Genomic DNA, 26,598 nt, shown 5'->3' on the forward strand with positions numbered 1-26,598 from the left:
AAAACTTACAGAAAGAACGCCAGCGCATCATTCCAAACAACCCTCACGCAGCCAAACAACGGCAGCTCAGCTCAGTCGGTGTTGGTCTGTGGGGTAAAATCTGTACTCATAGCGGGCTTTCATTGCTATGGTAAATGCGTTAAAAGGGGTATCCAGTAGGCGGTATGGGCAAGCTGGATACCCAAAAGCTTATGGGAACGATGCTCTAGGGAGTCCTAGTTATTTTGTAGCTTCTATTGGCGAGGGGCCCTTGGAAGTTCTGAAACAATATATCCAGAATTAAGAAAAGCCGTCCTAAAAGGACGGGGGTTTAAACCACAATCTCTGATAACTTTAATCAGTTTGGCGTTGAGAGGATGTTACTGCTTTTCCTTAGTCGATCGAGATTGACTGAGGCCCGGTGCTTTTACCGTTGGTGGTTTCGGCTGGGGGAGTAGTGTAGGATGTTGAACCCGCTTGCTCGTCGATCCAGCTTTTAACGGGCTCTTCGTGAAGGTTGAGTCGAAGCAGGCCAGATAAAAATCCGCCTGCGAAGGCGATCGGCTGTTGGATCAATTCTTGGGCCATTGGGATGAGTTCGTCGAGGAACATTCAAGAGTCTCCTTGTGCTGCAGGGGTTATACCTTAACTTTACCGTTTGTACTGCGATGCTGGCAGCGGGCTACAAAAAACCTTGTTCCCAGCGCTGAAAAGGCGCGATCGGGCAATTTTTCGGTTAATGGCCTACAATGCTAATCAATTTGCTGCAAAAATTTTATGTGCCGTTTGCTTGGCTACCTCGGGGAGCCGATTTTACTCGATGCTATTGTGTACAAGCCGGAACATTCCCTAATTGTGCAGAGTTACGAACCCCGCGAAATGACTTCTGGCGTACTCAATGCTGACGGTTTTGGTATTGGTTGGTATCACCCGCACCTAGATACTGACCCGTTTACCTATAAAAATGTACAGCCAATTTGGAGCGACGTTAACCTTCCGAGTATCAGTCGATACGTTGAATCCGGATGCGCGATCGGATATGTTCGCAGTGCAACTTCAGGACAAGCTGTAGATTTGAGCAACTGTCAGCCGTTTCAGCACGATCGCCTGCTGTTCGTACACAACGGCTTCGTGAAGAATTTTCGGCAAACTCTTTATAGACCAATTCGCGAGCGACTCAGCGATACCATTTATCAATCAATTAACGGCACTACAGATTCAGAGCATATCTTCGGTTTGTTTGTCAATGAATTGACAGCCGCCAATGTGACTCTAGAAGCTGCTTTGCAAAACACGCTGAAAACTGTGGCAGAGCTAGCAAGCTTTCACCAAGTAGAATTTTCAGCTAATATCATTATCAGCGACGGACACCAGCTCGTTGCCTCTCGCTTTGCTGCCCAAAAAACCCCTCCTTCCCTCTATTGGCTGCGGGACGATTTAAATTTCCCGAATTCTGTCATCATTGCTTCTGAACCTTTATTTGCAGGCAATTGGCACGAGTGCCCAGTCCAGAGCATTATCAGTACCGGAGTAGAGCGTGATATCGAAATCTATCCAATCTTGTAGAGAGGCAATTTATCGCGATTTGCAGCAGTGTCGCCGTGGCACTTTCAAGCTATTTGCAGACATCGACTACGATACTTTTTGCCGCCAAGCTCATCCTGATTTTAGTCCGGTTGGCTGGCACTTAGGTCACATTGCTTATACTGAGGATTTGTGGCTGTTGCAGCGGTGTGCTGGGTTGCAGCCAGTCTTTCCTGAGTATCACCGACTGTTTGCTGCTGATATTTTGCCTAAAAAGCAACGGGTTTTTCTGCCGACGTTACCTGAAGTTAAATTATATCTGGACGCGGTGAGAAAAAAGGTGTTAGATTATTTGGAAGTAGCGCCGATCGACGAGCAAGAACGTCTCTGGCGGTTTATTATTCAGCATGAAAGCCAGCACTGCGAAACTGTTGCTTTCGTGTTGCAAATGCAAAGGAAGAAGGAAGAAGGAAGAGGGAAGAAGGAAGAAGGAAGAGGGGAGAAGGAAGAAGGAAGAGGGGAGAAGGAAGAAGGAAGAGGGGAGAAGGAAGAAGGAAGAGGGAATGAGGAAGAAGGAAGATTAATTTCCAATTACCGATTACCAATTGCAGATTACCAATTACAAATTACGGATTCCCGGGCGATTGAAATTCCAGCCGGGGAATTTTACATGGGAAGCGATGCTGCTGAGGCTTTAGATAATGAGCGATCGCGCCACCTGTGTTATTTAGAAGCATACTCGATCGATCGCTATCCCGTCACTTGCCGTCAATACCAAGATTTCATGGAATCCGGCGGCTATCAAAACCCTGATTGGTGGTCAGTAGACGGCTGGAAATGGCTGCAAGGCGAAGCCGTCTCTCAACCGCTTTACTGGTCAGAAAATCCAGCTTTCAACAACCACCCAGTCTGCGGTGTCAGTTGGTACGAAGCCGAAGCTTACTGCAACTTTATCGGCAAGCGTTTGCCATCGGAAGCCGAATGGGAAAAAGCTGCGAGTTGGGATGCCACTACTCAAACATATCGCATCTATCCTTGGGGAGAAGAACAGCCAAACGGCAGCCTGTGCAATCACGCCAATAATATTGCCAATACCTCACCAGTTGATGCCTTTCCCAAAGGAGCAAGTGCGATCGGCTGCTATGATATGTTGGGGAATGTTTGGGAGTGGACTGCTTCAACCTTTGACGCCTATCCGGGATTTGAAAGTTATCCTTACAAGGGGTATTCTCAAGTTTATTTTGATGGAGAACACCGGGTTTTAAAAGGCGGGAGTTGGGCGACTTTTCCGCAGGCACTGCGATCGACCTTTCGGAATTGGTATTATCCGGGTGTGCGGCAAATTATTGCTGGTTTTCGCTGCGCTAAGTAGTTCGCTATGTAATGAAAACTGCAATCAAATTGGTTCGGAGTAAGGACTAAAGTTCTCGCACTTTTCAGAGGGCTTTAGTCCTCACTACTTGCCTTATAACGCTTATTTTACGGACATCCTATAAATGCCTGAAGAGGGTATTTGCAACGAAATTTGTTTGCGAAATGCCTAACTTTTTTCCATGTAACAAGCTCAAATAAAACAAGTTTGGTTAATTATTTAATAATTTTTGTGGAGAAATTTTAAGTTTTAATTGTGGATGCGATCGCCATCCGGTGAGACTATACAGAACCGAGATCGGCAGGAAAAATCTGACTTGAGCGCGATATTTGGCAACGCAACTGCGTGCTATACCGATATGTGCATCTAAAAATTACTTTATGAAATCCCCAAGACTGTCCGACACAACCAACTCAGCCTTAACGAAGGAAAACCGGCTGCACTTAGAGCGACTGGTGAGCGCTGCAGCACTGACACCCGCAGAAATCAATGCTGGCAGCGATGCAGTTAGCGGGTTGACTCAAAACCCCAAATCCCTGCCTCCAAAGTATTTCTACGACGATCGCGGCTCAAACCTGTTCGAGTTGATTTGCCAGTTGCCGGAATACTACCTGACACGCACTGAGACGGCGATTTTGCAGGGGTGCGCGGGGGCGATCGCCAATTTAACGGGCCCCTGCGAAATTGTGGAACTCGGCAGCGGCAGTTCCACCAAAACTCGGATTCTCCTCGATGCTTACAGTCAACGGGAATATCCCCTGCACTATTTGCCGATCGACATCAGTCCTACTATCCTAGAAAGCAGCGCTTGTCAACTGTTAGCCGATTATCCCTCGCTCCAGATTCACGGACTTGTCAGCACTTACGAATTAGCCTTAGCTAAAATTGCACCGTCGCCGTTGCCAACCCGAATGATTTGCTTTCTAGGAAGTACCCTCGGTAATCTCAACGCTCAAGAATGCGATTTGTTCTTCTCGCAAATTGTCGGTGCATTGCAGCCTGGAGAGTATTTTTTGCTGGGAATTGACTTGGACAAATCTAAAGATATTTTAGAGCCTGCCTACGATGACAGTCAAGGAGTAACAGCGGCATTTAACTTGAATATGCTGCGGCATTTGAATCGAAAATATGAGGGAAATTTTGATTTGGCGCAGTTCGATCATTGGGCTTTTTACAATCAAGAGGAATGTCAAATTGAAATGCACTTAAAAAGTAAAAAAGCGCAAACAGTGCAGTTGCGCGCTCTCAATTTAACGGTTGAATTTGCAGCGGGAGAAACTATTCGCAGCGAAATATCGCGCAAGTTTAATCTAAATACTGTAAAGCAAGAACTTTCGCAGCGTGGCTTAATGCCGGTGCAAGTTTGGACAGATCCAAATCAGTGGTTTGGCTTGATGCTTTGCCAGATGTCAGAAGTTAATTCCGCCGGGGAATGAATTGGCAGGCTAATAGCTAAAGTCCTCTTAAGAGGACTAAGGAGTTTAACAGGACTTACGCACTCTAGATGGTGTTGCAAGGCTTTGAGATTCTTCAGTTCCTTCGCAATGCTCAGGACTCAGAATGACATAGTTACCTTGTTAATGCGTAACTTTTATCTCAGTCCTCTTAAGAGAACTTTAGCTTTGAGGCAGGGAATTCATTCCCTGCCGGATTGTAAATTTAACGTTTAACAAGTCAAATCAGGACTAAAGTCCTTACTACAAACAAATTCCCAATTCCCAATTCCCAATTAACAAATCGGCCGCTGTCCGGGTTTTACGGCGTGAATGTACTCGCTGCCCGAAGTCGGCCATCCCCGCTTATAATAAGCTTCCTCCGGCTTCCCCCAGCCCAACTGCAACAAAATTTCTAGAAAATCCAACTTTTCCCAGTTCGAGAGGCTGGCCCATTCTGTGCGCTGGGCTATAGCCTCTACATCAACAGGCTCGATCGATCGAAAATCCTTTCCACTGTTAATACTTAAATACAAATCCATCCCGGCAGTTACCTGCTGCCAGAATTCCAACATAGCAATCTTAGCTGCCTTCAACGTCATCAAATCAACCGGTAGAGCTATTAATTCGTCATCTACTGCCGGATAGCGTAGAGTATTGCCTTTAACCGCAATTTCCCGCCAGACAATCCCAGAAACTTGATGTTCCCGCTGGTATTCGTGCACGGCCGCCTTAAAATTTTGATAAGCAGTGAACTTCTGAACTCCCTCAGATTTGAGAAAGCGGTCAATCACGGGGTTGCCTGTAGCAGGAGTTTCAGTCAAGTTGAGGCGCCGCCCATGCAAGCAGGCTTGGCGCTCTTCTTCGAGGATTTTAATGAGTTCCGCCGTGCTGTAGACCTTGGACATCTTTATTCAGGCAAAATCAAGATACTGGCTGATATTCGGCTGGTTTCCTCAACTAATCTTCGGTAAAGATAGTTTGGCTGTTCTGGGCAATATTCAGTTTTGCAGTTATTCTAACTTTTCTTGCTGCTTAATTGTAGTTGGATAGTTTACAAGAGTCGAGCCACGAAATCCCGACAGCCTCTTATAAAAAGCAGTTATAGCAATCCTCGCATCATTATTTGTGAATTTCTTACGGACTCAGAGCAGGTTCGGGGAGGTTTGGGGTGGGGTAAAAATTTACGACTCCTGCAAGGATGGCTATAAGAGGATACCGAATCACGAACTAGACTGGCAAATTCACCGCAGACGTACCTCGCGGGATTTTTCGCCAAAAACAAAGCCCCCTCGAATGAGGGGGCAAAACTGATTTAGAGGTTTGGGAGTTTTATTTGATGGGTCGCTCGAACAACCCGAAAAAAAAGCAGCATTCGCACCTGCCGTCAACTACCAAAACTCAAATTTTCAGTCTCAAAGCTTAGTAGCGTCGTGAAGAGCGATCTTTGTCGCCCCAGCCGCCGCCGCCACCCGAGGGGCGTTTGTTGTCTTCGCGAGGTTTGGCTTTATTGACTTTCAAGTCGCGGCCCATCCATTCAGCACCGTCTAGAGCTGCGATGGCTGCTGCTTCTTCTGCCTCGCTTGCCATTTCCACAAAAGCAAAACCTCGCATCCTGCCTGTTTCCCGGTCCATGGGTACTTGGACGCGGCTTACAGTACCGTACTCGGCAAATACTTCGTTGAGGTCGTCTGATGTTACCTCATATGAAAGATTACCCACGTAAATCGACATAAAATCTCCAGAATCATTAGGGTGCAGAGACTTAGATTCGGAGAGACGCTTGTAAATAAACACCAACAAACTACGCCACCGAATTTAATTCTTGGAAAACCACTATAACATGAAGCCAGCATAATCAGCAATTGGCTGTCATAATTTTCAATTTTCGGTGCCGTCGGGCAATCGCCAACAGAAAGTATTCCTGATAACTGACATCTTACGCTCTTGCCGTCATCCACTTGGTTTATTGTTGCGCGATCGACCTGATATCTGAGATTTTTCGTCGCTGTTACCAGGTTGATTGGGTCTGATTGAGAACAGTGCCTGAGATTCACTTATAACTGACCTCCGGCACTGTTCCCCCTGGGCAAGCATCTTCCCTCTTCCGCCAGATATAAATGTTTTTAGCCCAGGATTAATCTTCCGAGTCAATCTCCCCTCTTCCATCTCCCGTCTCTCATGGCATCCGATTTAGCGCCAGAGAATGAGGGTTCCCCAATAATTATCAAAAGAGTTATTAGCCATATCTACGCGCATTTTATACATATATAGCAATCCTCGCATCATTTGTGAGTTTCTTACTTCCTCCCCTTACTAAGGGGAGGGTTGGGGTGGGGGAAAAATTTTACGACTCTTGCAAGGATTGCTATATAATCATAATTATTTCTATAAGATTTCCAGTTTATTCATTTTTTAAGGCTTTGTGTAGTTTCTCTATTTGCTCTTTCTATAATATGATTGTATGCTGTCATTTTTACACTAATTACAAGAAGTTTGTTTTAGATTATACCGTATTTAAATTCCTAAAAGCTTATGTCCTGGGAAAGATGCGATCGCACTCATGCCTCCCTAGCATTGTAAAAGTTGAAAGCCCACAGTCCACAAAGATTGTCTGGTACAGAGAGAAGCAAGGCTAGACAAACGAGCGTGAAGCAGTTATAGAGGATTTTAAATGGTTATAAACAGTTCGTTGACCCGGCCCTTGGCTGTGGTGACAGGTGCCTCTAACGGTATTGGTTACGAACTCGCCAAACAGTTCGCTCAAAACGGATTCGATCTCCTAGTCACCGCCACCGGAGCGAGCATCAATGAAGCGGCTCAAGCCTTTGAGGGGCTCGGTGCCAAAGTCGAGACAGTGCAGGCAGACCTCGCTACCTACGACGGTGTTGAGATGCTCTACAACCAGATTAAAGCGACTAATCGGCCAGTGGAGGCGATCGCAATTAATGCAGGTGTCGGCGTCGGGGGCGACTTTGCCCGCGAGACAGACTTGAAGGACGAACTAAATCTGATTAACCTCAACGTTGTCTCGTCTGTGCATTTGGCTAAACGGGTAGTTAAGGATATGGTGGATCGCGGCCAGGGACGGATTCTATTCACTTCGTCGATTGCCGCCCTAATGCCGGGGCCATTCGAGGCAGTATATGCAGCATCCAAAGCCTTCATCCACTCGTTTTCCGAAGGACTCCGCAATGAGTTAAAAGATACAGGTGTAACTGTCACCTCGCTGATGCCCGGCCCAACCGATACTAACTTCTTCCACCGGGCGGGAATGGATGACACGAAGGCGGGCGCAGACAAGAAAGATCATCCAGCCGAGGTTGCCAAGCAGGGATTTGAAGCCTTGATGGCCGGTAAGGACAACATCATTGCAGGTTCACTCAAAACAAAGATTCTGGGCAGCGCGAGCAAAGTTTTACCTGATACCGTCAATGCCGAACTGCACAGTCAACTTACTAAACCGGGCTCGGCTAACCAATAATTTCCGCCCGTTTTACTATTCTTATGTGCAGATTTAAAGAAAGTAAATATCGCAGATAATGGCAAGATTGCAGCCGATAAAAGCGTGTTTACTTCTCCCAGTATTGGCGATTTAGCACAGTTTTCTCAGGCGTTCATCGATGCCATTATGCAGCATCGGCCTTGGATGCGAACTGAGGAATAAATGGTTTCGGCCTAAGTAATTTAGTGCAGCACATTTATGCAAATTCATCATCTCAATTGTGGCTGTATGTGTCCCATTGGTGGGGCGCTTTTCGATGGCTTCAGTCGCGGTTTGACGGCTAACCTCGTCTGCCACTGTCTGCTCGTTGAAACGAATCAGGGGCTTGTTCTGATCGATACCGGCTTCGGACTGCGGGATATCCAGTCGCCTTACTCTCGGCTCAGCCCGTTTTTCGTCCATTTTAATAACATCCAGTTCGATCGCAAGTACACGGCCATCCATCAAATTGAACAGCTCGGATTTTCACCAAGCGATGTGCGCCATATTGTACTCACCCACCTCGATTTTGATCATGCCGGTGGTCTAGAGGATTTCCCTGAAGCCACAGTACACGTTATGCAGGCTGAAATCGATGCGGCACAGGATCGGCACGGTTTCATCACAAAAAGGCGCTATCGTCCGGGGCAGTGGGATGAAGTCAAACGCTGGAAATACTATTCGGCGGGCGGCGAACCTTGGTTCGGTTTTGAAGCAGTCCGCGACCTCGACGGGTTGCCGCCGGAGATTTTGCTAATCCCGTTGGTGGGGCACACGCGCGGTCATGCTGGCATTGCCATTGATACACCCGATGGCTGGCTTTTGCACGCAGGCGATGCCTATTTCTACCGACACGAGATGGATGCCGCTAACCGGCGCTGCACACCCGCTTTGCGCGCCTACCAATGGATGATGGAGGTCGATCGCAAGGCTCGGTTGCTCAATCAAGGCCGGCTGCACGCATTATCGGTGCAGCATAGTAAAGATGTGCGCCTGTTTTGCAGTCACGATGCTATTGAGTTAAAAGCCTTTGCTGCCGGGTCTAGGAACTCTTAAAACTAGAAATTTCATCATTTTTTTGGTAACAGATTCTGATGGTTCGATCGACCATCGGCCTGTCCAAGGCTTTTTTGTCCGCGACACTCGTCCGATCTTTTTCTACAACATGTCAGTGGCAAAGGCAGCAGTATAAAGAAGGTTGAGGGCTGACAATTTAGATCCTTTGGCTAGTTCAAAGTCCAAAGGTGGGAGGGGAGCAAGCTCAACTTTTCGGTACACGATCGCAAATGGTGATGCAAGGATTTTGTGCTATTTTACCTGTTTATCTTGCACTCTTCCACCTTTTTTTGCTCACACAATCCATACAGTGTTTACTGGGAAAACTAATTCAGCAAGCCCTAATTATGCTCAGGATATAGCAATACTAATTGTTTTGGGAATTAGATTTTTTTATTAACCGCAGAGGGCGCAGAGAACGCAGAGGAAGAGAGAAGAGGGAAGTTTTTTTAGTTTTAAGTTAAATAGTTCAAGCTTTACCCCAGCGCAGTATTAGGAGGAACAAAGCAATTTCAAAAATTAAAACTATTTGTCAATTTCCCCTTACCACTTTCCTGACATCGCGCCCTTGAGCCTCAATTCTTCTCGACTGACTAGAGCTTCGTAGTAATCGGGTTTGATTTCGAGGGCGACTCCGTAAGAGCTAATAGCATCTTGAGTTCGCTGCAATTTTTGCAAAACGTCCCCCCGCTGCGCCCAAGCTTCCCAGTTGTCTGGCTTGAGTTGAATCACTTGGTCAAAAGCGACGAGTGCTTGGGAATAGTTCTGCATTTCCCCTAGGATCAAACCTCGCTGTACCCAGCCTTGATAGTTATCCGGCCAGACAGTAATTGCTCGATCGTATGATGCTAGAGCTTGTTCGTACTGCTGCAATTTTGACAAAGCGTTGCCGCGTTTCAACCAAACTTCAAAATTGTCTGGCACGATTTTTAGTACGCGGTTGTAAGCTGCGACGGCTTCTTCGTAACGCTGCAATTTTTCCAGCGCTGCGCCTTGCTGCAACCCTACTTTTGATGTAATTTCTGCTTCTGAAGTCAGAGAGATTACTTTATCAAAACAGGCGATCGCTTCTTCGTATTGCTGTAATTTTTCCAGAGCTTCGCCTCGCAAGTTCCAAGCTTCTAGAAAATTACCTTCAATTTGTAGGGCATTGCTGTAAGCGATAATTGCCTCTTTGTAGCGTTCCAATCCTGCCAGGGCGATGCCTCTACCCAGCCAAGCTTCGGGAAAATTCGGATTAATTTGAACGGCTTGGTCAAAAGCAGCGATCGCCCCTTCAAAATCTCTCGATTCTGACAGTGTTTGACCGCGCCCGATCCATGCTTCGGGATAAAAAGAATTAATTTTAATTGCCCGATCGAAACAAGCAATTGCCGCGTCTGCCCACTGGTGTTTGAGGGCCATTCCTTTATAAAACCAAGCTTCGCAGTCGTTGGGCTGCATTTGCAGTACGCGATCGTATGCTGTCACGGCTTCTGCATATTTGTGCAATTTTGCGGAAGCAATGCCTCGATTGAACCAAGCCAGACTATTTTGTGGTTGCAGTTGAATGGCGCGATCGTAAGAAGTTACAGCTTCAGCGTAGCGTTCGGCTTTCATCAAAGCCAAACCTCGGTTCAGCCAAGCTTCCCAATTAGTCGGGACGAGTTTCAGCGCCCGCTCGAAAGCGGCTACGGCTTCAGGGTAGCGCTCCGCTTGAACCAACACGTTGCCTTGCCGATACCACATGGCGGGCAAATTCGGATGAAGTTGGGTTGCTTTTTTGTAACAGCTTGCGGCTGCATCCCACTGCTGCAATTCCTCTAAAACTCGGCCTCGCTGATACCAAGCTTCGTGCTTTTCTGAATTGATTTGAATTGCGGTGTCGAAAGCCGCGATCGCTTCTGAGTGATTTTGCAAACTTAACAGCCCTGTCCCGCGCAGCATCCAAGCCCAGTATTCTTCGGGATTAATTGCTGTAGCTCGATCGGCGCAGGCTACGGTTTCTGCGTAGGAGTGCAGTTGCTTGTAAGCTTTGCCCAGATTCAGCCACGCCCGGGCCCAGTCCGGCTTAATTTGAACGGCTTTTCCGTAGCAAATGACTGCCGCTTCGTACCTTCCTGCGGCGTACAATCTATTGCCCCGATCGTAATCTGGAAATGCTGCCAAAATTCTTAAAATCGGCGGCAGCAGAGCTGGTTGGGGGTTTGAGGAGTTTTCTGTAGCCGAAGTCGAGAGGTCTGGCATACGCCTTTCACATAAAAAATTTAGTGGGATAACAAGCTTGCGGTCTTATATATTAACTTATGCTTTTCTTAATCTCGCTGCTGTTTGGAAACAAATTTAGCATATCAGGCTTGGTGCGACAAATCCTTTTTACTTAATTCGAGTAGGTATAAAATTATGCACGATTCCCACTTTCGGTACACCCCTGTAAGATACGGTCAGTCGATTTTCTATTTTCGATTTTCTATTTTCTATTTTCGATTGACCGAAAGCATCGAGGACACAAGCACATATGCCCTAATTCAGGTTTAAAACCAAATTGAAGATGCTAGAGTTGCACACGCTTTTAGATTTCACTGACTGCGATCGGGAGTCGATCGACTCGCACCCCAATTATTGGTACGAAGGCCGTTGTCCTCAAAATGGTGAGCTGCTGAGACTGCCGCGCACTCGAATGTCTGAGGATCTCGCCCGGGGTTTGATGCGGTATCTTGCGGCTGACGATTCCTACGATCGCGAAGGAAAGATGTACGGCATATTACTGGTGGAGATGCCTTCGGGGGAACAGGGGATACTCAAAGCATTTTCCGGGCTGCTGAACGGTTGCAGCATTGTTGAGGGCTGGGTGCCACCGATTCCGGGACGAGATCGAGTTGCTTTTGAGGAAGCCCGCACGTTAACTCAATTGGAGGCGATGAAACAGGAACTTATTGCACTGAATCAACTCCCGCAGCGACAAGAGTATGAAGCCTTATTTCGGGAGTTTGAAATGCAAATGCAAGTTTTGAGCGATCGGCATCGCAATTGCAAGCAGCAGCGAGACGAAAAACGCCAGTTACTGTGTCAAACTCTCGCAGCAGAAACACTAGAAATTGCCCTGGAACAACTGAATCAAGAAAGCCGTTTGGAGAAAATTGAACGCAGGCAATTGAAACGGCAGCGGGATGAAACATTGCAGCCGCTAAAACAATTCATTGAAGCTGCGGATCGACGGATGCGGGCGCTGAAACAGCAGCGAAAAGAACTTTCCCGCGAACTTCAGACGCAAATGCACGCGGCTTACACTCTGATGAATTTTTTGGGAAAATCGATCTCGCTCTCCTCACTGATGCCAACTAATTCTATTCCCACTGGCACCGGCGACTGTTGCGCGCCAAAATTGCTCCACTACGCGGCAGTAAACAATCTGAAACCGCTGGCAATGGCTGAGTTTTGGTGGGGGCCACCATCGGGCGATAAGATACAGGGAGAATTTTATGGTGCTTGTAGCGATCGGTGTCAGCCGTTGATGGGTTTTTTGCTGTCAGGATTGGCTCAAAATCCGACTGTTTCTAATATAAATGAGGGTTTGAGGGGCGGGCTAGAAGCCCAACCCCTACTCCCCACCAGCAATAATTTTTCTTGTGGAACGGGCATCTTGCCCGTTACCAAAATACATATTGTGGAGGCAGAACCTCTAGATTTAGGGGCTGTTGAAGCCCGCCCTAAAAACCATAATATTTCTTGTGGAACGGGCATCTTGCCCGTTACCCAAATGCTACCGATTATTTATGAAGACAAATGGTTGATCGCGGTCAATAAACCTTCGGGGTTGCTGTCAGTTCCAGGTCGTTATCTGGAAAATCAAGATAGTGTTTTCAGTCGTTTGCGTAACTTGTTACCGGATAGTTTAAATTTGACAGTTGTGCATCGTTTGGATTTGGAAACATCTGGGATTTTGCTATTGGCGCGGGACAAAGAAACTAGCAGTCAACTCAGGCAGCAATTTGCACAAAAGCAGGTTCACAAAGTTTATGAAGCGGTGGTTTCGGGTACTGTAAAAATTGAGGCGGGGACGATCGATCTTCCACTTTGGGGCGCTCCCGAAAATCGCCCTTACCAGCAAGTTAATTGGGAGTGCGGAAAACCCAGTGTTACTCGCTTTCAGGTAATGGCGAGGGAGGGAAATTGCGATCGCGTCGAGTTTTTGCCGCTGACGGGACGCACGCATCAATTGAGGGTTCATGCAGCGGATGTTCGAGGGTTGGGGATACCGATTTTGGGCGATCGGCTTTACGGATGTCGGGCTGCTGCGAAGCGGCTACACTTGCACGCGCGGGAACTTTCATTTGAGCATCCGCAGTTGGGAGAAAGGCTATACCTAAAGACAGAAACACAATTTTGAGCTAAGGGCGGCAACGAGAGATAGTCTAGCAGTAGGAATTACAGATAGAGGCAGCAAATATTTATTTTTGAGTCATCAAAGCAACCTGAATTCTGAGCAAATTTACAGGTTAGCAGCCAGCTTAAAACAATCAGAATGCTTGAGACTTGCGTATTAGATGAAGCAAGAAGATTTTCGGGAAATAGATAAAATTCATATTACCAGAAGGCGCCTCAAAAGTGAGATGACCCCCTGGTAAATTTTGTACAAGGATGTCTATTTAGTTGTACTAACCAGAGGGGTATGCTAATCTTCCCTCGATATTTATAGCCATTTAGATTAAGCGAGTCGCACGTTAGTAAAAGCAGTATATACTAAGGTCATGACAGAATCGAGAAATTCCTAAAATCGGGAAACTTCAGCTTAAGTTGTCACCCATGAGTTGAGCCGGGAAACGAGCTACTTATTACTTCTTTTATATGGCATTACTCGGAAATCTCTGCTTTAAAACAGGCATTACCGGACAAGGTTTTTGCTCCTGCAAATTCTCCGGTTTGTTCCAAGTAAAAGGCCCTTTCTTCTCCGCCGCCATCCACAGCAAGCTTTTTGCTCGCGTCATCGCCACATACAGCAGTCGAAACTCTTCTGCTGTCTTCAAATAACCTGCTTGTTCCCAGGCTTCGCCTAGATTTGGTAAAGGATATTTTTCGTGCAAACTTGCTCGAATTTGTGCTCTTGCTACCTCTGCTAAAGTGAAATCTCCTAAAAATCGGGTTTGCGGCAAAACTCGCAAATTTCCGGGGATGGTTTGTTCGTGCAGAAACGGCAAAAATACGCAATCCCAATCCAATCCTTTGGCTTTGTGCATGGTAATAATTGTTAGTTGACCTTTGCTGGTATAGCGTTCTTCTATTTTGTCGTCTGCATCCACAGGTTCAAATCTTTCGGAACTGACAATTTCGCTGAGTACATCCAAAATATTCCGCATTGAATTGTTCCCGGCTGTTTGGATTGCTACTCGTTCTGCTAATTTGTCGGCGGTGGCTAATTCTGTTTGGTCGTATTGCAGCGCTAAGGCTAAGAATGAAATGATTTGGTATGGTGGCAATTCTAAGCTAGCTTGCAGCAAACCGCAGCAAAAATAGCGACATTTGCGAACGGGGTCTGACTGCTGCGGGTCTAGCGGGCCTGGGTAAAGAAATTGCTCGGGGCTAGTCGCAAAAGCATTGTAGTCTTGTTTGGGGATCAGTTGCCGATCGCTCAAAATCTTTAATGCTGCTTTCAGGTAATCTGGAGAGTGCGGGCGATCGAGAAATTGCAGCAGTGTTAAGATTTCCCAAGGTACTTGAGAATGTCTGTCCCGCTCTCCCACATCCTCAATTTTAATCCCGTATTTCCGCAAATCAAAGTTTAATCCGTGTTTTTGAGGATTTTCCAGCACTTCTTTGATAAACTTACCTTGTTTGTTTTCCCGCACCAAAATAGCCATCGATTTCAGATTTTCTAACGGCAATTTGGCACTATTTTCCCCCTCGCTCGCTTGTCCCCCTGAATCGATATCTTTGCCATCACTGCCCCATTCAAAATCGGTCGGTAAAAATTCCTCGACTAACTCAATTACCCGCTTGCCAATTAACTCAATTGTATGGTAAATATCGCGGGGAGTATGCAATTCTAAGCCGCGACCAATGGGGGCAGGATTTGCATTTTGCTGCGGGTCATCGCTGGGTACTGGCTTAATAGTTTGGTCGCGAAAAGGCTGTTCGGTTCCCGCTAATTTTGAGCTATTTACCCATTGCAACATAAAGTTAGCAGCATCGATAATCACCTGGGTACTACGGCCTGCGCCGTCCATGGTTGCTAACTTATTTTCTACTTCGCACCGATCGCAAAATTGGTTAAAATAAATCGGGTCTGCGGGAGTGAAGGTAGAATTAATCGCTTGATTTGGATCGCCAACTCTGATAAAATTGGGAGGTGAGTTAGGATGATCGGGATCGATCGCCAATGTTTCCAAAAGCCGAGTCTGCAAAGGTGTCGAATCCTGCGCTTCGTCCTCGAAAACGGCAAATACTTGCTTTTGCTCGATCGCCCTCGCCCTCGGATTTTCCAACACCCGCAAAGCGGCTAAAATCATTTCGTCGTAATCGATAAATTCCCGACTCCTCAACAAAGCCTGATATTTTTGATATAAACCCCCAGCTACAGCTAAAATCTCATAACCGTCCCCAGTATCAAGAGCGTTCATTTCTAACAACTGTTCGGGAAATAAACCCGAAGATTTCGCCTCGTGAATCACAGTTTTAGCTACCTGCGGCAAAATTTCTGTCCGCAAAACCGATTGTCGCCGCAGCCTCTCCGTTTCCTCTCCGTCGAATTGCTGTCCTTCCAACAAAACTTGATATCTGCGGGGATTTTCCGCAATCCAAAGTTCTACACAGGTACGAATTAATCGGTGACTTTGAGTGGGAGTAACTAAGGTTGAATTTTCTAAATTTAAACCCGACAAATCAGGATGGCGCATCGCAATATTCAAAGCTAAACCGTGCAAAGTGTGCACCGCAAAACCGCCTTGAGATAAAGATAATTCTGCCAATCTTTCCCGAATTTTAGCTTTAATATTAGCAGCAGCCGATCGCGTAAATGTCACGACAATTAACTGGCGGCGGTTGTGAAGCAGGTTGCGGGCGATCGCAATTGCCGACGCAGCAGCCATTCCCGTAGACTTCCCGGCCCCTGGAACCGCCGAAACAGCAAGGGGGCCGCCTTGCCAATCCGCCATGTCCTGCTGCCCCGCACGCAAGCTCTCACGAATTTTAAGGCAAGCTTGTTCTCGCAAAACTGCGGCAAACCCTGATTCTGACAGCGCTGAGGCTACATCCGGGCGATCGATATTGGTTGTCGATCGCATAAAATCAGTATCAAATTCATCTGTCATGCGATTTTAGATTTTAGATTTTAGATTTTAGATTAGAAAAATATTTGTGGCGTTCAGCCTTTTCAAACGGTATCAGAAACCGAGTTGCTGTAGTTGCGATCGCGTATGTCCAGATCCCGAACCGTCATTGCACCGGCATTGAGCGACCTGCATCTGCAGCTAAAAATCCCAAAGTATTCAACCTCTACCGTTTCCATTTCCGTATCGGCTAAACTAACACTATCTATTGAAGCTTAAATTGAAACCACCATAAAATTCAATACCAAAGCCTTTTTTAGAGGAGTCACCCAAATGAAAACTCACCTCAAAATCAATTCCCCCCCGCCCAAGCCAAACCCAAACCCAGCCAACAACAGCACAGCTCGTTTTGCTGTGGCGGTATTCTTAACTTTATCTTCAGCCATTGCTTTGCCTAGCTGCGGAGGAGATCAATCGACCGGCAGCGCTCCACCCGACGCAGCTTCATCCCGCATCCCTGAAAACCAAGTTGCGACATCGGCTCCACAATCGGCACCAGCACCCGAGCCAGCAGCCCAAAGGTCAAAAACTCCTGGTGCATCAAAAAAAGCAGCAGAAACTCCAGCAACCCGTCCCCAACTGATTAAAAAAGCCCAACTCAGTCTAGTTGTCAAATCTCTTGACGCCAGCACTAAATCTGTTACTAATATTGTCGAAAAACAGCAAGGCGATATCTTGGGTTTCCAAAATCAAAAGCCGCCGGATTCGAGTGTCCGCCAAACCGCGTCTGTGGAGATTCGCGTGCCTCAAGAACGGTTAGAAACTACTTTAGAGGCTTTGGCAAAACTCGGAACTGTAGAGAACCGTGCTCTGACGGCTGAGGATGTTACCAATCAATTAGTTGACAGCGAGGCTAGACTGCGGAACCTCCGCAAATCGGAAGAAATGGTGTTAAAAATTATGGAGCGATCGGGTTCTGTCGGCGATGTGCTCAAAGTTTCTCAAGAGTTGAGCAATATTCGGGAGTCGATCGAACGCATTGACGCTCAGTTAAAAAGTTTGCGAAATCAAGTAGCCTATTCGACTATTAGCTTAACTCTAGAAGCAGCAGTATCGGCTCAACAAACTCCCGAACCTTCTCTAGGTTTGCGGGTGCAGGAAACTTGGGGGAAAGCAACTCATTCTGTGGGTGAATTGACGCTCGGTTTGTTTGCTTTGGGTATTTGGCTGTTGGCTTACAGTCCTTATTTTCTGTTAATTGCGGCTGCGGTTTACGGCTTTAATCGATTTAAGAAACAGCATTCTGTTCCGCAAATTCAAGAACCGAAACCGCCTCAGTAGTCAGTAGTCAGTTGACTGTTGACTGTTGACTGTTGGCTGTTGACTGTTGACTGTTGACTGTTGGCTGATAACAACTAACAACTGATACCTAACAACTGACAACAACTAACAACTGACAACTAACAACTAACAACTGACAACTGACAACTGACTAATCATCAATTTGCCATCCATCTTTGATATAGTCTTCATCCACAATCTTTTTGGGACGCATCACCAGAACAACTCGCCCCAAAATAGGAATATCTGGGGATTGTTCAAACCAGTACAATTCTAAATTGCCAGCGTTATCGGCGAGGAAATAACTGTCAGCATCCCACTGTCTTTGGGCTCGATCGGCAATAATCAAAACTTCTTCAACTTTACCTTGCAGCGGTACCGGCAATCGATCGCTCATTTCCAAAACAGCCACCGGATCTTCAGCGTTCAAAATTACCTGCCATCCGGGAATCGCCACCCAAGCTCCGGCGCCGGAAAATTTTACCATTCGGAATGGCTCGATTTCCTCCGGCAAAGGCACTGCCAGCAAATCTGTCGTAGAAAGCGGCAATTTGCCCACAACCGGGACAATCCGGGGCAATTGTTCCTCGGTATCGAGCCTGTAGACGGGCAGGCGGGGCGCTTCCCGTCTGGAAACTACGGTAAAATCAACGAGCAACTGCTCGATTTGCGCCCTAGCCGTTGGGCTGCTAGCTAATTTTAAACCGCGAGCAATTAAGCGCGATCGCTCTTGCAAATCGCTTTTCTGTCTCGCTAATTGCCAGCATTGGTAAGCCATAGCATCGCCGGGAGTGTCTGTGAACCCTTGGGGGAGACTCCCGAAGTGCGAAAACTCCTTGATCGCTTTAGCAACTTGGCGAGCATCGTCAACATCCAAATTGTGGGTTAGCATCAAAGCAGCCGCTCCGGCCCGCTCTACTTGAGAGAGAATCCGAAACTCGTATAAGATATCACTACCTTTGCCCAAAAAGTGCGATCGAACTTCGTCTGAAGCCCCAGCATTGACCATGCTGGTGTAAACTTGGGCTGCGACGCTCACTTGATTTTGCTGAATTGGCTCAAAACCAGTTTCTTCAAAAATCCTTTGAGAGTTGTAGCCAGCTTTTAGCAGTGCAGTGCAGGCCTGTCCCCACTCTACCCAAGTGCCTTCTTTTCGGCGGAGCGATCGAATTAACTTTTCGGCATCCACAGCATTTGTGGAGGATGGAGATGCAGGAGGGGATGAATCTTGCGGTGTATCAGTCATAATTGAATCAAAAACCAGCGTTAAGTTATGTGTGATTGGATACCGGCAAGGCTCGTGTCGCGGCAGAGCGATAGATTAATAGTAAGTGAGTTATGAGACTATTGTTACAGAATAGTTGCTCGCCTAAATTTACAAAGGGGAGTTTATCGTATTGTTATGGATAATGCCATTTCAGAGCTAGATCAAATTAAACGCCAGCTCATGACCCTACACAGACCGAAAAAGCCCAAAATGCTGGTAGTAGACGACGAACCAGACAATCTGGATTTACTCTACCGCACTTTCCGACGAGATTTTAACGTGCTCAAAGCTGAGAGCGGAATTCGCGCCTTGGAAGTCCTCGGCATCGAAGGCGAGGTCGCCGTCATCATTTCCGACCAGCGGATGCCCGAAATGAAGGGAACGGAGTTTCTGAGCAAAACCGTGCCGCAGTTTCCGAATACGGTCAGAATTATCTTGACTGGTTTTACGGACATTGAAGACTTGGTGGATGCGATTAACTCAGGACAGGTTTACAAGTATATCACTAAGCCTTGGGACCCGAACGAATTGAAAATGGTGGTGCAAAAGGCTGCCGAGACTTATGAAATTCTTAAGCAGCGGACTGAGGAATTAGATCGCGCCCAAAATCAAATACAACTGTTAGCAACAATCATGCAAACGGCTGTGGATTATCCGAGTTTGGAAGCAAGTTTAGATCCAATTGCTACTGCTATAAGTGATAACTTTTTGGCGGACTCTTGCATTTTGCAACTGGTGGAAGGAAATGTTTTAACATCAGTCCAAGGCTGTCACACCACGGGTTCAACTGTGGAAAATTGGCTGGCAGATGACCCTCTGGTTCGAGAAGCTATTAGCTCTCAAACTATTCAGGGTGCTGTAAATATTGGGATCGACACAAACCTAGCGAGTCTGCCACACTATCAGAAATCCGGCATTCAAGCTCACCTGACTATCCCGGTGATTCACAAAGGTCGATCGATCGCCCTGATTTCCATGCAGTGGAAGCAACCTTGTTCCCTGCGCCCCGACGAACTCACAACAGTTCACCTCGCCGCTCAAGAAGTTGCTTTGGTATTGACGAGTTTTCAGGGTCATTAGTCATCAGTCATCAGTCATCAGTCATCAGTCATCAGTCATTAGTCTTTAGTCTTTAGTCATCAATCGGCTCTCTGGAGTCGAAAATGATAGCAAACCAATGATTATAGAAAAACAATCACCAACCGCTAACAAATAAAAAAGCATTAATGACTGGCGACAGCATGACATGAATGCACGGATTAATTATTTTTTCCGGCTGACCAATTACCAATTACCAATCACCAATGACCAATAATGACCAATGACTAATAACGCCGAAGAAATTAAAACTATATTTAATCGAATTGCACCAGTTTACAACCAATTGAACGACTGGTTGAGCTTTGGGCAACACCGGATTTGGAAGCAAATGGCGGTGAAATGGAGCAGTGCTGGCCCCGGAAATACTTGTTTAGACTTGTGCTGCGGTAGCGGAGATCTAGCTTTGTTGCTGGCCAAACAAGCAGGGCCGACCGGTTGCGTATTTGGAGTAGATTTTTCCCCCGAACAATTGGCCGTGGCGGCCAGGCGCGATCGACCTTTTCTCACCCCTATAAGTCCCATTTCCTGGGTAGAAGCTGACGCCCTAGACTTGCCTTTTGCTGACAATTACTTCGACTGCGCCACAATGGGTTACGGCCTGCGTAACGTGACTGACATCCCCCGCAGTCTTCAGGAATTGCACCGCGTACTCAAACCCGGTGCAAAAGCCGCTATTCTCGACCTCCACCGCCCCAGCAATTCCCTAATGCGGAGCTTTCAGCAGTTTTATTTAGATACTCTCGTAGTGCCCATTGCTCAGCAATTTGGCATGACTCAAGAATATGCCTACATTAATCCTAGTTTAGAAAAATTCCCGATCGGCCAGGAGCAAGTGGCGATCGCCCAGAAAGCCGGATTTGCCGCCGCCACCCACTACCCGATTGCCGGAGCTATGATGGGAGTATTGGTACTGGGCAAAGCAATTTAAAATTAAAAATGCTTGCAGTCTATATCAGCTATCTAACTATAGGGTGCACTGATCCCTGTGCACCTTACCCTATTTTTAATCATTTATGAATCCGTCTGACATTTGGCTGTTGTTGGCCCCACCTGTAGTGGGAGGAATTATTGGCTATTTCACTAACGATATAGCTATCCAAATGCTGTTCCGCCCCTATCGAGCTATTTACATCAAAGGGCGGAAGTTACCTTTCACTCCAGGCTTGATCCCCCGCAACCAAGAGCGTTTAGCAAAGCGAATTTCCGACACCATTATGGGTTCGCTGCTGACGCCACAGGAACTGCAAAACTTAGCTCGCCGCCTCCTGCAAACCGAGCGGATGCAGTCGGTGATTCTCTGGTTGTTGCAGTTGGCGCTGGATCAGGTAAAAGCAGACGCAGAGCAAAAAACGGCTAAAATTCTCGCTAACATTTTGCGAGATTTGTTGGGGGAATCTGTGCCGCGAATTCTCAAAGTTATGGCGCGCCGGGAAGATTTTTTAGAAGTTCAGCTAAATCAAATTTTTGACCAAGTTTTGCTGGAGATTCAGTTAACTGAAGCTCAGGCGGCTCAGCTTGCTGAGTGGTTGTTGCAGGTAGTAATACCACCGGAAGTGCTGCGGCAGGCTTTAATTGACTTTTTGACGGATCGCAATATTTCGATTATCGATGAAGGGTTTCGAGAAAAAACCAGCGGCACTTATTGGGTAGTAGCAAATTTGTTTGGTTTGCGGAACACTTTAACTCGGCTGCGGACTTTTTGTCTGGATGACAGAGAAGCTACAAATCAGCGCTTAGCAGAGTTAACTATTTCTTTGGGGATTCGCGGGCGAATTCAGGAATGGCTGCAAAATTTGTCGATGCAAAATTTACCGGTTTCGACTGTGAGACAGTTGCGAAAAACTATGCGCGACAGCGTTCGCAGCTACGTTCAAGAGCGGGGTACAGACGTACTTGAGGGGTTGAGTAAATCTATTGACTGGGAAAATATTTCGCGGTTGCTTCTCAATCGATTGCAGACTTCAGCGGTGATGAGCGCTTCCCTGGAAATTGTTAGCAAAGAACTTGCTTTGGTTTTAGAACGCTATCTAGAGCGGGATTTAGAAAATATTGTAGCTCAGGCTATCCCGATTTTGAATATTGACCAGGTGATTGTCGATCGAGTCAAAGGTACTTCTCCTGAAGAGTTGGAGTTAGCAATTCAGGGAATTGTCAAAAGCGAGTTGCAGGGAATTGTAAATTTAGGAGGCATTTTGGGCGTTTTTGTCGGCTGTTTGCAGACAGTTGTACTTTGGATTCAGCGGTGATTTATTTCGGCAGTTGTGAGATATTTGTTGTAGTCTAATATTCGCTCGACTTGCGCCCCCACTACCAAAAACCTGGTTTTTCGACCGTATTAGCCACCTCAGACAGAGGATTTTTGGTAGAAACCGGCTTTTTGTGGCCCCATGCTAATTTACTTATTTCCTAAATCTATGCCAGCCCCCAATTCAGACGATCGCACAAACATCCCAAAAAACCCGCGCAACCTCAGCCGCCAACAATACGAGCGTTTAACCGCAGAAATGGCCACCCCCTACCGGCCTCTGCGACAGTTTGTTTACATAGCTTGTGGCGCTTCGGGCTTTATCGGCGGCTTGGTGTTCCTCGCTAAAATTGCCTCGGGGCGGGAAATTGGTTCTGCTTTGCCTAATTTTGCTCTCCAAGTCGGAGTTGTAGCCCTGATGGTGTTCCTGTTTCGCTGGGAGCAGCGCGCCGAGGGCCGATCCCCGAAGTCGAAGTAACAAAAGTTTACAAACCGAGACAAATATCTATCTGAGGCAAGGAAAAGTTAGAAATATAAAGAAATTATTATGAAATCATGGTTTGTCAGCGATCCCTGTAATAATAATGGTGTGGGTTCAATTGGGGTCAGCAAATTTAAAGGTCCTAATCATAAACCGCTTGTAATTCGTTCAATTGGGGTCAGCTTTCATAAAGACCCTAAATATATAAAATAAATTTAAGCCCAGCGCCAGCCTTCACTAATAGAAGAGCTGGCGTTGGCTATTTTTCCCAACAGCTTTAAAGCAATTAAATATAAGGAAATCGCCTTCACTGATAGAAGAGCTAGCGTTCGGCATTGTGGGAGGCTCGGGAGATTGGGAGATACAATCAGTAGTGTGCCGACCGCGTACACAGAAGCCCGTACCAGCGCCCGGAACCGAGTTTTTTGCCTAGCATCCGATATAGGTAATACGAGTTCCCAACAATCATGCAACTGTAGGCTCATGCTCCCAACCATGATAATCATCAGTCATTCGCAAATCTAAAATCTAAAATGGTATAACGGCTGGAGCGATCGAATAAGGTGGCATTTCCCGAAGAGCTTAGTCTGTGCAGTAACTAATGATATCGTTTCCGGCTGCCTCGGAATGATAAATTAGAGGGCAATTCATGAATAATTTTTACAAGTTGCCACCTATCTCGGCGCAATTTTCAGTTGTTCGAGTCACAGTCAACAGTCAACAGTCAACAGTCAACATCATAAGGAGTGCAACCGGAATTGATATGAGATGTGTCAAAGTCTAAGTAGAAAAAGATGTTGGGAGATTTTACTATGGGTCGATCATTTTTCAAAAGGCGGTGGACGTTATTTTTAGCAGCAGGCGTGGGAATTGTATTTTATAGTAATGCTGCGGGGGCTGCCGAAAAGGTAGTGCTCAAATACAGTGCGATCCGAATGACTTTACCCGTCAGCGAATTAGAAATTTTTGTAGAAACTGGGAAAATGTCGCCCGCGTTAGAAATGCTGCTGGGAAAAGCAAACAAAGACCCGGAAGCGGTTCGCAGCAGTCTGACGAGACCGGTGAAAGTGAGTCAAAGCTTTTTGGATGGGACGCTTAACAGTAAGCTTGGGGAAATAATTCTTGATGAAGTGGGTCAGGTAATTCGCAATCCTTCGGGGAATGCAAATCGAGAAGCTTTGCGCGAGGCCTTGGTGCTGTCTGCAACTAATGATAACGAGATTACGCTGCTGGAAGCGATGAAGAATTATCCGAATTCAGAAGTTTATGTTGAGGGCGATCGCTTAGTTGAAGCTTACGGTAAACTTGTAGTTTGGTCAGAACAATTGGGCGGCGTTTCAGAACGGCTGCAAAATATTTTAAACAAGATTCGCCTGCCTAGACTGTAGCGGATTTTGCCAAGGAGGGTTGATTCGTGCGATCGCACAATGTTTCTGAACCGGCATCAATTACAGGGGAGTTACATTGTGGTGGGACTCGGTTTTAAATACAATATGATGGATCTGCAAGCTGCGATCGGCATTCATCAAATGAAACGAATTCCTCCTTATGGGCAGCGACGGGAGCAGATTTGGCAGCGCTACAACGAAGCATTTGCGGATCTGCCGATTACTTTGCCCGCCAAACCTGAACCGGATACAATTCATGCTTATCACCTGTACACCTTCTGGTAGATGAAGCCAAAGCAGGAATCTGCCCCGACGAGTGTCTCAACGCTATCAATGCTGAAAATATCGGTGTCGGCGTACATTACATGAGTATGCCGGAACATCCTAATCTATCAAGAAATGTTTGGATGGCAGCCGGAAGACTATGCGAATGCTGCGTACATCGGGCGGCATACAGTTAGCTTGCCGATTTCGGCAAAATTAACAGATGCAGATGTGGAAGATGTAATTGCTGCTGTTAAAAAGTGTTTGGCGATCGGCAAAGTTCGGAATCGATTAGAACTCACAGCCCGCCAAGTTGCCTAGACTATTAGCCAAAAAACAATGTGAAACCTCTCCCGCTAGTCAGCATTGATTGAATGACGGCTCACATTCAGTACCCTAAATTTTTACACCCTTTCAACGTAGGGGGATTGGGGCTTTTGGTGGATACAAATATAGTTGTAGGTATCCCCAAAACTATATTTGTAGCTATTAAAACTTCTAATACCCAAAAAATAGCAGGGCGTGGGTTCCGCCAGCAAATCTTTGAGCTGGAACAAACAACCGATTGTTTAGCATATTTTAATTTGTCGAGTTGCTAAGGAAAAGAATCAATAATGAATAAACAGATTGGCTACTTTATCCCTGAATTTCCCGGACAAACTCATACTTGGATATGGCGAGAATATCAAGCAATGCTCGAGCTTGGTATGAAACCTCACATGATATCAACCCGCCGTCCGCCCACTAAAGTTGTACATACTTGGGCCCAGAAAGCGCAAAGTATGACTGATTATTTGATACCCTTTGAGACCAAAGATTTTGTGAAGGTTCCCATAGAACTCATCAAAGCTGGCCCGATTGCCTGGTGGCGCTGCCTCAGTGTAATGGCTAATACTAAAAATCTATCCTTTTCTCAAAGGCTTTACTATTTGGTATTAATTGTTATGGGGGCTAAGCTAGCTTGCCTTGCCAGAACTCAGGGCTGTCTCACGTCCACGTTCATTCCTGTAGCAATGCTGCTAATATTGCCCTATTTGCCTCCATACTTTCGGAGATCACTTATAGTCTGACTCTTCTCGGTCAGTTAGAAGATTTTGGGCCCAATCAAGAACCAAAATGGAAACATTCTGCTTTTGCTTCTGTAATGTCTGAGCAACTCCTCAACTTTCTCAAAGATGAGCTGGCAGGCTTCTTGCCCAAGGAGGTGAGGGTGTTACCAGTCTGGGTAAATCTAGATGAAGTTAAGCGTGAAACTCCCTATAGTCCTTGGCAGGAAGGCAGTCACTGCCGAATTTACACTTGCGGCCGTCTTAATATAGCGAAAGGACAAAAGTACCTGATTGAGTCAGTGAAGTTGCTTCGAGAACGAGGGTTTGACGTGCGCTTGCAGATTGCTGGTGAGGATGAAAAGGGTGGTAATGGCTACCGCAAAGAACTGGAGAAATTCATTGAAGAGCAATCCATGTCTGATTATGTGGAGCTGCTTGGTTCTGTCTCAGAAGAACGAAATCGCCAAGGTTATAAAGAGGCTGATATTTTTGTTTTACCCAGCTTGAAAGAGGGAATTTCTATAGTTGTTATGGAAGCAATGGCTATGGAAACTCCTGTAGTCGTCGTGACGCAGGTGGGTGGAATGGCGGAACTGATAGATAACGGTGTTGACGGTAGGCTAGCCCCGCCGGAAAATCCCGAAAAAATGGCAGAGGCTATAGCAAAATTGCTAAAGGACAAAGAATTAACATTGAGCCTGATTCAGAAATCACGACAGAAGATTGCTGCTAAATTCCCCCATCGGCATAGTGCTCAGGTATTACTTGAATCCTTGCAGGAACTCAGTTAATTTTTGGACGATTCAATCCGGTGATTTTTTAAGTTTTAAGTAGGTATCGATAACGTCCTAGCTCCTGAATAGAAGGAGCTAGGATATCTATGATTCATTCTAAAACGCCCTTTGTTCTGAAAAATCGTGAAATTAACGCCGTGTTTCAAGTTGGTTTTAAACATGGGGCGATGGAAAGGTACTATCGGTTACAGCATTTGGCTTGGCTGTTCTCAGTAAGCCAAAGTTTCTAAAGTTTCCCGCAGATAGGAACGAACCTGCTGATCGATGGTGGCATTTTGCTGCTGACGCTCAAAATTTAGTTCTAGCTGCCAGCGTTGAAATCCTGAACTTGCGCCGATCGCGGATTTGAGACTGCCCCAGATTTCAGAATCTTCGCACAGCTCCATCGCCTCTGCGCCTTGAGGTTCTTCTGCGATCGGTAGATAATTCGCCATATTGTTATACCTCTGTTTTAATCCCCTGTAAGGATTGAAAGCTGACCTTGACACTCTCTATTATAGATTCTTCTCTCCACATAGCCAATATAAAATATCCACACTCTGGGATTAAAAATTCAATATTAAGACTATTAATAAT

At 46.3% G+C, this 26,598-nt stretch carries 24 protein-coding genes and 1 pseudogene; 18 read left to right on the top strand and 7 right to left on the bottom strand.

Annotated elements, in window-relative coordinates; translation table 11 throughout:
* Positions 1–127: 127 nt before the first annotated feature.
* Positions 128–283, top strand: a pseudogene (locus D0A37_RS10060) (transposase); the annotation flags it as partial.
* Positions 284–372: 89 nt separating this feature from the next.
* On the opposite strand, the gene D0A37_RS10065 reads toward D0A37_RS10060, so the two are convergent.
* A complete protein-coding gene (locus tag D0A37_RS10065) occupies positions 373–591 on the bottom strand; it encodes a ssl0294 family protein (protein ID WP_242723731.1) in 219 nt (72 codons plus the stop codon).
* Between the two features lie 165 nt (positions 592–756).
* On the opposite strand from D0A37_RS10065, the gene egtC reads away from it, so the two are divergent.
* The 3 genes from egtC to egtD all read left to right on the top strand — a co-directional run bounded on the left by egtC (position 757) and on the right by egtD (position 4,311).
* Positions 757–1,545, top strand: a complete 789-nt coding sequence (gene egtC, locus D0A37_RS10070; protein ID WP_242723734.1) for an ergothioneine biosynthesis protein EgtC — start codon at positions 757–759, stop codon at positions 1,543–1,545.
* Positions 1,517–2,875 (top strand): ergothioneine biosynthesis protein EgtB, encoded by a 1,359-nt coding sequence (gene egtB / locus D0A37_RS10075; RefSeq protein ID WP_242723736.1) that lies wholly within the window; start codon positions 1,517–1,519, stop codon positions 2,873–2,875. The genes egtC and egtB overlap by 29 nt, the downstream gene beginning before the upstream one ends.
* 380 nt (positions 2,876–3,255) lie before the next feature.
* Positions 3,256–4,311 carry an L-histidine N(alpha)-methyltransferase gene (egtD, locus tag D0A37_RS10080; RefSeq protein ID WP_242723738.1) on the top strand — a complete coding sequence of 352 codons (1,056 nt, stop codon included), beginning with the start codon at positions 3,256–3,258 and terminating at the stop codon, positions 4,309–4,311.
* Between the two features lie 293 nt (positions 4,312–4,604).
* Here egtD and D0A37_RS10085 read toward each other — a convergent pair whose 3' ends face one another.
* Complete coding sequence (locus tag D0A37_RS10085) at positions 4,605–5,216, bottom strand: hypothetical protein (RefSeq protein WP_242723740.1); 612 nt, start codon at positions 5,214–5,216, stop codon at positions 4,605–4,607.
* Between the two features lie 514 nt (positions 5,217–5,730).
* Positions 5,731–6,042, bottom strand: coding sequence for an RNA-binding regulator (rbp, locus tag D0A37_RS10090; RefSeq protein ID WP_006633004.1), 312 nt, complete (start codon positions 6,040–6,042; stop codon positions 5,731–5,733).
* A gap of 979 nt (positions 6,043–7,021) precedes the next feature.
* Between rbp and D0A37_RS10095 the strand changes: the two genes are divergently transcribed.
* The 3 genes from D0A37_RS10095 to D0A37_RS29435 all read left to right on the top strand — a co-directional run bounded on the left by D0A37_RS10095 (position 7,022) and on the right by D0A37_RS29435 (position 8,984).
* Entirely contained in the window at positions 7,022–7,792 is a 771-nt protein-coding gene (locus tag D0A37_RS10095) for an SDR family NAD(P)-dependent oxidoreductase (RefSeq protein ID WP_242723742.1), read from the top strand.
* Positions 7,793–8,011: 219 nt separating this feature from the next.
* Positions 8,012–8,848: an MBL fold metallo-hydrolase gene (locus D0A37_RS10100; RefSeq protein WP_242723744.1), complete on the top strand. Its 837-nt coding sequence runs from the start codon at positions 8,012–8,014 to the stop codon at positions 8,846–8,848.
* Positions 8,849–8,870: 22 nt separating this feature from the next.
* Complete coding sequence (locus D0A37_RS29435) at positions 8,871–8,984, top strand: glycogen debranching N-terminal domain-containing protein (protein WP_445242512.1); 114 nt, start codon at positions 8,871–8,873, stop codon at positions 8,982–8,984.
* A 407-nt stretch (positions 8,985–9,391) separates the two neighbouring features.
* Here D0A37_RS29435 and D0A37_RS10105 read toward each other — a convergent pair whose 3' ends face one another.
* The gene (locus tag D0A37_RS10105) at positions 9,392–11,074 is read right to left on the bottom strand and encodes a tetratricopeptide repeat protein (RefSeq protein ID WP_242723745.1); all 1,683 of its coding nucleotides are present in this window, start codon (positions 11,072–11,074) and stop codon (positions 9,392–9,394) included.
* Positions 11,075–11,378: 304 nt separating this feature from the next.
* Here D0A37_RS10105 and D0A37_RS10110 point away from each other — a divergent pair, with 304 nt between their 5' ends.
* Entirely contained in the window at positions 11,379–13,217 is a 1,839-nt protein-coding gene (locus D0A37_RS10110) for an RluA family pseudouridine synthase (RefSeq protein ID WP_242723747.1), read from the top strand.
* Between the two features lie 454 nt (positions 13,218–13,671).
* On the opposite strand, the gene D0A37_RS10115 is transcribed toward D0A37_RS10110, so the two are convergent.
* Entirely contained in the window at positions 13,672–16,134 is a 2,463-nt protein-coding gene (locus D0A37_RS10115) for an ATP-dependent helicase (protein ID WP_242723749.1), read from the bottom strand.
* A gap of 291 nt (positions 16,135–16,425) precedes the next feature.
* Between D0A37_RS10115 and D0A37_RS10120 the strand changes: the two genes are divergently transcribed.
* The gene (locus tag D0A37_RS10120) at positions 16,426–17,433 is read left to right on the top strand and encodes a DUF4349 domain-containing protein (protein WP_242723751.1); all 1,008 of its coding nucleotides are present in this window, start codon (positions 16,426–16,428) and stop codon (positions 17,431–17,433) included.
* A 151-nt stretch (positions 17,434–17,584) separates the two neighbouring features.
* On the opposite strand, the gene D0A37_RS10125 is transcribed toward D0A37_RS10120, so the two are convergent.
* Positions 17,585–18,679: a RuBisCO accumulation factor 1 gene (locus D0A37_RS10125; RefSeq protein ID WP_242723753.1), complete on the bottom strand. Its 1,095-nt coding sequence runs from the start codon at positions 18,677–18,679 to the stop codon at positions 17,585–17,587.
* A 156-nt stretch (positions 18,680–18,835) separates the two neighbouring features.
* Here D0A37_RS10125 and D0A37_RS10130 point away from each other — a divergent pair, with 156 nt between their 5' ends.
* The 9 genes from D0A37_RS10130 to D0A37_RS10170 all read left to right on the top strand — a co-directional run bounded on the left by D0A37_RS10130 (position 18,836) and on the right by D0A37_RS10170 (position 26,019).
* Positions 18,836–19,780, top strand: a complete 945-nt coding sequence (locus D0A37_RS10130) for a response regulator (protein WP_242723754.1) — start codon at positions 18,836–18,838, stop codon at positions 19,778–19,780.
* Between the two features lie 241 nt (positions 19,781–20,021).
* Positions 20,022–20,729, top strand: a complete 708-nt coding sequence (ubiE, locus tag D0A37_RS10135; protein ID WP_242723756.1) for a bifunctional demethylmenaquinone methyltransferase/2-methoxy-6-polyprenyl-1,4-benzoquinol methylase UbiE — start codon at positions 20,022–20,024, stop codon at positions 20,727–20,729.
* An 85-nt stretch (positions 20,730–20,814) separates the two neighbouring features.
* Entirely contained in the window at positions 20,815–22,047 is a 1,233-nt protein-coding gene (locus tag D0A37_RS10140) for a DUF445 domain-containing protein (protein ID WP_242723758.1), read from the top strand.
* A gap of 168 nt (positions 22,048–22,215) precedes the next feature.
* Positions 22,216–22,524 (top strand): DUF3493 domain-containing protein, encoded by a 309-nt coding sequence (locus tag D0A37_RS10145; protein ID WP_242723760.1) that lies wholly within the window; start codon positions 22,216–22,218, stop codon positions 22,522–22,524.
* An 815-nt stretch (positions 22,525–23,339) separates the two neighbouring features.
* Positions 23,340–23,915: an alpha/beta hydrolase gene (locus D0A37_RS10150; protein ID WP_242723773.1), complete on the top strand. Its 576-nt coding sequence runs from the start codon at positions 23,340–23,342 to the stop codon at positions 23,913–23,915.
* A gap of 6 nt (positions 23,916–23,921) precedes the next feature.
* Entirely contained in the window at positions 23,922–24,200 is a 279-nt protein-coding gene (locus D0A37_RS10155) for a DegT/DnrJ/EryC1/StrS family aminotransferase (RefSeq protein WP_242723776.1), read from the top strand.
* A gap of 114 nt (positions 24,201–24,314) precedes the next feature.
* Positions 24,315–24,500 carry a hypothetical protein gene (locus D0A37_RS10160; RefSeq protein WP_242723777.1) on the top strand — a complete coding sequence of 62 codons (186 nt, stop codon included), beginning with the start codon at positions 24,315–24,317 and terminating at the stop codon, positions 24,498–24,500.
* Between the two features lie 293 nt (positions 24,501–24,793).
* Positions 24,794–25,249: a hypothetical protein gene (locus tag D0A37_RS10165; protein ID WP_242723779.1), complete on the top strand. Its 456-nt coding sequence runs from the start codon at positions 24,794–24,796 to the stop codon at positions 25,247–25,249.
* Between the two features lie 74 nt (positions 25,250–25,323).
* Positions 25,324–26,019 (top strand): glycosyltransferase family 4 protein, encoded by a 696-nt coding sequence (locus D0A37_RS10170; RefSeq protein WP_242723781.1) that lies wholly within the window; start codon positions 25,324–25,326, stop codon positions 26,017–26,019.
* Positions 26,020–26,231: 212 nt separating this feature from the next.
* On the opposite strand, the gene D0A37_RS10175 is transcribed toward D0A37_RS10170, so the two are convergent.
* Positions 26,232–26,456, bottom strand: coding sequence for a hypothetical protein (locus D0A37_RS10175; protein ID WP_242723783.1), 225 nt, complete (start codon positions 26,454–26,456; stop codon positions 26,232–26,234).
* Positions 26,457–26,598: the final 142 nt, after the last annotated feature.

It is taken from the genome of Microcoleus vaginatus HSN003 (assembly GCF_022701255.1).
GTDB lineage: Bacteria > Cyanobacteriota > Cyanobacteriia > Cyanobacteriales > Microcoleaceae > Microcoleus > Microcoleus vaginatus_B.

Coding starts and splice junctions, on each gene's coding strand:
- D0A37_RS10065 (WP_242723731.1), bottom strand. CDS start 591: ATGTTCCTCGACGAACTCATCCCAATGGCCCAAGAATTGATCCAACAG.
- egtC (WP_242723734.1), top strand. CDS start 757: ATGTGCCGTTTGCTTGGCTACCTCGGGGAGCCGATTTTACTCGATGCT.
- egtD (WP_242723738.1), top strand. CDS start 3,256: ATGAAATCCCCAAGACTGTCCGACACAACCAACTCAGCCTTAACGAAG.
- D0A37_RS10085 (WP_242723740.1), bottom strand. CDS start 5,216: ATGTCCAAGGTCTACAGCACGGCGGAACTCATTAAAATCCTCGAAGAA.
- rbp (WP_006633004.1), bottom strand. CDS start 6,042: ATGTCGATTTACGTGGGTAATCTTTCATATGAGGTAACATCAGACGAC.
- D0A37_RS10100 (WP_242723744.1), top strand. CDS start 8,012: ATGCAAATTCATCATCTCAATTGTGGCTGTATGTGTCCCATTGGTGGG.
- D0A37_RS10105 (WP_242723745.1), bottom strand. CDS start 11,074: ATGCCAGACCTCTCGACTTCGGCTACAGAAAACTCCTCAAACCCCCAA.
- D0A37_RS10110 (WP_242723747.1), top strand. CDS start 11,379: ATGCTAGAGTTGCACACGCTTTTAGATTTCACTGACTGCGATCGGGAG.
- D0A37_RS10115 (WP_242723749.1), bottom strand. CDS start 16,134: ATGACAGATGAATTTGATACTGATTTTATGCGATCGACAACCAATATC.
- D0A37_RS10120 (WP_242723751.1), top strand. CDS start 16,426: ATGAAAACTCACCTCAAAATCAATTCCCCCCCGCCCAAGCCAAACCCA.
- D0A37_RS10125 (WP_242723753.1), bottom strand. CDS start 18,679: ATGACTGATACACCGCAAGATTCATCCCCTCCTGCATCTCCATCCTCC.
- D0A37_RS10130 (WP_242723754.1), top strand. CDS start 18,836: ATGGATAATGCCATTTCAGAGCTAGATCAAATTAAACGCCAGCTCATG.
- ubiE (WP_242723756.1), top strand. CDS start 20,022: ATGACTAATAACGCCGAAGAAATTAAAACTATATTTAATCGAATTGCA.
- D0A37_RS10140 (WP_242723758.1), top strand. CDS start 20,815: ATGAATCCGTCTGACATTTGGCTGTTGTTGGCCCCACCTGTAGTGGGA.
- D0A37_RS10145 (WP_242723760.1), top strand. CDS start 22,216: ATGCCAGCCCCCAATTCAGACGATCGCACAAACATCCCAAAAAACCCG.
- D0A37_RS10150 (WP_242723773.1), top strand. CDS start 23,340: ATGGGTCGATCATTTTTCAAAAGGCGGTGGACGTTATTTTTAGCAGCA.
- D0A37_RS10160 (WP_242723777.1), top strand. CDS start 24,315: ATGTTTGGATGGCAGCCGGAAGACTATGCGAATGCTGCGTACATCGGG.
- D0A37_RS10165 (WP_242723779.1), top strand. CDS start 24,794: ATGAATAAACAGATTGGCTACTTTATCCCTGAATTTCCCGGACAAACT.
- D0A37_RS10170 (WP_242723781.1), top strand. CDS start 25,324: ATGTCTGAGCAACTCCTCAACTTTCTCAAAGATGAGCTGGCAGGCTTC.
- D0A37_RS10175 (WP_242723783.1), bottom strand. CDS start 26,456: ATGGCGAATTATCTACCGATCGCAGAAGAACCTCAAGGCGCAGAGGCG.